Origin of the sequence: Pseudomonas sp. (genome assembly GCF_050739995.1) — a bacterium.
Classification (GTDB): domain Bacteria; phylum Pseudomonadota; class Gammaproteobacteria; order Pseudomonadales; family Pseudomonadaceae; genus Aquipseudomonas.
Genome location: NZ_JBOICG010000616.1, coordinates 1 through 4,384, shown reverse-complemented (window position 1 = coordinate 4,384; position 4,384 = coordinate 1). Strand labels below are relative to the sequence as shown.

Here is a 4,384-nt window from a genome sequence, read left to right as displayed (position 1 = left end):
TGGGTTCTTCGTCGCTGCCCCGGAGCCTTGCATGCACTTTGATCTGGCTGACTTACGCCTGTTTATCCATATCGCCGAATCCCCCAGCCTGACCCAGGGCGCCAAGCGTGCGTTCCTCTCTCCAGCGGCCGCCAGTGCACGCATCAAGGCCCTGGAAGGCCAGCTCGACACACGCTTGCTGTACCGCGACAGCCGTGGCGTGGAGATCACTCCGGCGGGCGAACGCCTGCTGCACCATGCGCGTCTGATCATGCGCCAGGTGGATTACCTGAAAAGCGAGTTCACCCAATACGGCGTGGATTCGGCCGGGCATATCCGTATCTTCGCCAACACCACGGCGGTCACCGAGTTCCTGCCGGAGGTGCTGGCGGGGTTCCTGTCCCAGCGTCCCGGCGTCACCGTTGACCTGCAGGAGCGCCTGTCCCGGGACATCGTGCGTGGCGTGCTGGACGGCACCAGTGACATGGGCATCATCGCCGGCCCCGTGGAAGCGGCGGGCTTGCAGGTGCTGCATTTCAGCACAGACGAATTGGTGTTGATGGTGCCGGTCGGGCACCCATTGGCGGATCAACCGTCAGTGACGTTAGAACAGACGCTGGCGTATCAACATATCGGCTTGCATGAGGGCAGCACGTTGCTGAGCTTTTTGCGCGAACACGTCGAGCGGCTGGGCAAGCAACTGTCGCTGCGCATCCAGGTGTCGAGCTTCGAAGCGATCTGCCGAATGGTCGAGGCCGGCGTGGGCATCGGCATCATCCCCGAATCCGCCGCCGTCCGGCACAGCCGCACCATGCAACTGGTGGCGGTCAAGCTGGACGAACCATGGACGATTCGCGAGCGCAGCATCCTGGTGCGGGAGCTGGAAGCCTTGCCCGGCACCATTCGGGCGTTGATCGCTACCTTGATGCCGAAAACCGCCTAAGCTCAACAGTCACCTCGCCAAAGGAGACTTCCATGGAGTTAAAAGGGTCCTGCCATTGCGGCGCTGTCACCTTCAGCTTGAACAGCGCCCACCCCTACCCGTACCAGCGTTGCTACTGCTCGATCTGCCGAAAAACTCAAGGCGGCGGCGGTTATGCGATCAACCTGGGCGGCGACGCCAAGAGCCTGAAGGTGCGCGGGCGCAAACAGATTTCGATCTACCACGCCAAACTCAAGCCGGAGGGCGCCAGCCGTGCCCACGCCAGCACCGCCGAACGACATTTCTGCTCGCAATGCGGCAGCGCCTTATGGCTGTTCAGCCCGCAATGGCCAGAGTTGATCCACCCGTTCGCTTCAGCCATCGACACACCATTACCGGTGCCGCCGGAGCACACGCACTTGATGCTGGGGTCCAAGGCACCGTGGGTGGAAGTGACGGTGCGCAAGGGGGATTTGCAGTTTGATGAGTATCCTGAAGAGTCTATTGCGCAGTGGCATGAGCGGTTGGGTTTGTAGCATCTACAGAAGGATCGATACGTATTGATTTATGAATTGCCTGATCATTACCCAAAGGGAACTTCAGACCATCAATGTCAGCGTGCGCACCACATACACCAAGGCCGCTCGCAGTAGGGTCAATGCCTTGTGAAGAAACTTCCAAAAACGATCCATTCCTTTGCAATAAAACATCTCCATACGGAGTTCTATATGCAAGCAACCCTGCTACTTCTTTCATAACAATCGAAAAATCACATACATGCTGCCCCGCCTGTGTGCTATTCAATTCCACTGAATAAGTCTCACCCACTGGACTTATGTTCAAATAATCATTGAACTCATCTGCACAGGAGTCATCACTATTCGGATAAGTACACAGCTCGCTGTTTCTAAAATAAAACCCAGACCATATAAACCTGCCCGCACCGACATCGCTCTCAACAAAGCGGATAGGATCACCCGAGTCAGCATGCACCGAGCAAGAACCCCATAGGGCCAATACAATAAAGCATGTAAACCACCTCATCAATTCGCCCTTAAATAACTGACTCTCTTCCGACCAGCTTCATACCGCATCAGCTCAGGTGTATTTTCAATATAGTGTGCCAATTCAAGCCTGTTACCCTTCAACACATAAGGCCATTGTCTTTTCCACACGCTTCCTTGCTGATAAGTCAGATCGACCACTATATCTCTCACTCGCGCATCAAGCTGCCCCCATGCGACGCCATTAACTTCAACTACTGTATTATATTGCTGTTTAGAAACAGCCTCATAAAATGGATATATCAGATCTTCAAACAGTATGCGCTGGGCTTTTGCCGAGATCGTGCCAAATGAATGCTTATTTTCCCTCACGAAGCCGCTGGCTGCTTGACCAAACAAGCCAGCGCCAAGGGAGAATTTTTCGGCAGAGGTCGCATCCACCCCGGCTGAAATCAGATCTTTATAGACCGTATTTCTTGTTCTATGGCGCATGTCGTAGCCCCGCCCTAACGTGACGCCAGAAGCGCCTCCTGGCCAATGTAGGCACCTGCTGAAATAAGGACTGATCGCGATATCATTCCCCTCTGCATCGAACGTAATTTGACCGCGCCGTACAACCAAATAGTTAACGTTGCTAAGAACTGAAAACTGCCCCACCAACCCCACCGGATGAAAGTGATACACCGCCCCATTCCCAGGCAGCCCAATCTTCGGCGCCACCTCTTCCCACCAACACAAGGCGTTGATCCGTTGTTTCTCCGCCAGCCAGTTCAAGTTCGGCGTCAATCGGGTGTGGCCAAGCATCTCATCCAGCCCGTCCCACTTGCCGGGCTGGGACCATTCGCTTTCGGTATGAATGATCAATCGCGAAATCGACTGTGCATGAGACGGCTGGCGGATCGCCGCTTGCAGCTCGGCTGCCGTGATCTTTCCATCGCGGTTGCGGTCGATGATGTCGTAGAGACGGCTTTTGATCCGGCCCTTGTTCCCCTCGTCGGCCACGCGACCAAAACGTGCAAGCTGGGCCTCGCTTAATCGCCCAAGGTCACGTAACAGCGCAGCCAGTGCACTCAATGAGGTGTCGACGCTGTAGACAATCGTATAGCCCTCCCACGACCATGGACTGACCCAGGGTGTAACCCCCACGGTCTCGCATACCCAACCGTCGAGTGGATGGTTATCGGCATCCAGGAGCAACCCTTCCAGGCGATACCATGTGCTGGCCGTGCCCTGAACGTGGGTCATTTTGCTTTCGGGCGGCAAGCTGTCGAGCAACGCTTTGGGCAGCAGTAAATCTGCGCCACTGACCGGGCTAGCATCATTAGGAACGGGACATTGCGTAACACCAAAGCCCTCTTGATGGGGCACGACCGCAGTGCCTGCGGCCAGTTTGAGCCAGGTCTTGTCGCTGGCTGGCAACTGCTGCGCCCATGCCCGGCTGGCGTCGAGAAAACCTTCGACGTCATCAGCACTGAAGACTTCCAGGTGCAGTTTCCTTTCCGGCTTTTTTGCATCGCCACACTGATAAAGCCCGATATGCCCGATCAAATCGGCAGCCCTGATGGCGACAGGCGCTTGCAGCACGACAACGCCATCCGTTGCTTTTTCAGGCCAAAAGGCGGGTCGAGCGACCGTTGGATCTTCACGATAGAACGCCCAGTCCTGCAGGTGCATATACACGCTGTAGAGGGTAAGACTGGGAGGTGTCTGTGCGCAGCCTTCGATGCAGGGCGGCTGAAGGCGATGGCGAACCAACACAAAGTTGCGCGAAAACGGTTTCGCCACGCATTGGTCATTGTCTACATATGAGGTAGTGGGTGAATGCTCATCGATGCGGTAAGCCACTACTTCACCGTCAGCCACACAGTAGACAGCCGACTGATCAAGAAAGCCGGCCGTGCCGCTGTCAAAATGTACCCCGCCATGCCACAGGGCATTGCGCCCCAAGGGGTAATACCCCGCAGTAGCATTGCCCAGCTGAGTCAACTGCGACAACGGGTGGCTTTGATCCTTGAACGGATGGCTCCAGTTTGTAACATCCATGGACAGTGTCGCTCCTGATTTCACAAGAGCGCAGAGGGTAAAGTCTGGATGTCCGCTAAAAATGCCGGAATATTTCCCTTTTCTAGAAGGGTACGTCCTGATTCTGTTTTGAAGCTTCCTAGACTGGGGCGTTAACAGTCTTTGACAGTTTCCCGACAAAGCTCTCAAAGATTATTGGCCACCACCGCCCTAGCATTCGAGCATCCAAACGACCATCCGGGTGCTCTTCATGTTTCGCACATTGCGCGGTATTCCTCTGCTGGGTTGCCTGCTGAGCAGTATCGGTTGCCATGGGCAACCGCCTGCACCGCCGCCGATTCAAAAGGGTGATTACGGTGCAATCATCCGCTACCTGCAAACCCGCATTCCCCAGGACATGGCGCGGGAGAACGTGGCGGGGTTGTCGATTGCCCTGCTCAACGGCCAGGAGTTGATC

General features: G+C 55.8%; 4 protein-coding genes and 1 pseudogene. 3 read left to right on the top strand and 2 right to left on the bottom strand.

The features are described from left to right. The first annotated feature begins 31 nt into the window (after nucleotides 1-31). Both ACRESD_RS20700 and ACRESD_RS20695 read left to right on the top strand, forming a co-directional pair. On the top strand, nucleotides 32-922 hold the full coding sequence (locus tag ACRESD_RS20700; protein ID WP_431752604.1) for a LysR family transcriptional regulator: 891 nt from the start codon (nucleotides 32-34) through the stop codon (nucleotides 920-922). 32 nt (nucleotides 923-954) lie between these two features. Then, complete coding sequence (locus ACRESD_RS20695; protein ID WP_431752603.1) at nucleotides 955-1,437, top strand: GFA family protein; 483 nt, start codon at nucleotides 955-957, stop codon at nucleotides 1,435-1,437. Here the strand turns inward: ACRESD_RS20695 and ACRESD_RS20690 are convergent. Together ACRESD_RS20690 and ACRESD_RS20685 are read right to left on the bottom strand one after the other, a co-directional pair. Further along, on the bottom strand, nucleotides 1,403-1,894 hold the full coding sequence (locus tag ACRESD_RS20690; protein WP_431752602.1) for a hypothetical protein: 492 nt from the start codon (nucleotides 1,892-1,894) through the stop codon (nucleotides 1,403-1,405). The two genes, ACRESD_RS20695 and ACRESD_RS20690, sit on opposite strands and share 35 nt — an antisense overlap. A 50-nt stretch (nucleotides 1,895-1,944) precedes the next feature. Beyond that, entirely contained in the window at nucleotides 1,945-3,948 is a 2,004-nt protein-coding gene (locus tag ACRESD_RS20685; RefSeq protein WP_431752601.1) for a hypothetical protein, read from the bottom strand. 229 nt (nucleotides 3,949-4,177) lie between these two features. Between ACRESD_RS20685 and ACRESD_RS20680 the strand changes: the two are divergent. Continuing rightward, a pseudogene (locus ACRESD_RS20680) lies at nucleotides 4,178-4,384 on the top strand (serine hydrolase); the annotation flags it as partial.

What these genes read in the sequence shown, in the direction of transcription:
- ACRESD_RS20695 (WP_431752603.1), top strand. Translation starts at nt 955, where the DNA reads ATGGAGTTAAAAGGGTCCTGCCATTGCGGCGCTGTCACCTTCAGCTTG.
- ACRESD_RS20685 (WP_431752601.1), bottom strand. Translation starts at nt 3,948, where the DNA reads ATGGATGTTACAAACTGGAGCCATCCGTTCAAGGATCAAAGCCACCCG.
- ACRESD_RS20700 (WP_431752604.1), top strand. Translation starts at nt 32, where the DNA reads ATGCACTTTGATCTGGCTGACTTACGCCTGTTTATCCATATCGCCGAA.